The sequence below is a fragment of the Dellaglioa sp. CoH-57-MRSF-22 genome, assembly GCF_056781895.1.
The window spans coordinates 1-309 of the sequence record NZ_JBXAXT010000167.1 but is presented as its reverse complement, the minus strand read 5'-3'; the positions used below and the strand labels follow the sequence as shown (position 1 = coordinate 309).

The following is a 309-nucleotide window of genomic DNA, read 5'->3' as shown; positions in this document are numbered from 1 at the left end:
ATGGACGCACACAGGGCTTGACGTACGGGCTGATGGTGACGGTGGGGCAACAATCCACGGACAACATCACGTTTACTGACGACGGCACTATTCCGAATAGCGCTATCGACACAACGAAACAGCCGATCACGGACCCGACGAAGGCCGCACCGCCGTCCCCGACGTTTGGTGTTTCGGTGTACGACACGACACGCAGCACTCAGTACCCGATCGAGCAATTCAACTGTTCGCTGACCGATTACACGGACAGCAATGGTCTGGAGACAGAGCTTGAACAAGCGATTAACCCGTTCTCGCAATACATTCGGG

Annotated in this window: 1 protein-coding gene; it reads left to right on the top strand. The window is 55.7% G+C overall.

Features of this window, described 5'->3' with window-relative positions; genetic code table 11:
• Positions 1-309: hypothetical protein (locus AC1RPR_RS08660; RefSeq protein WP_481763545.1), on the top strand; the 309-nt coding region annotated here is incomplete at both ends.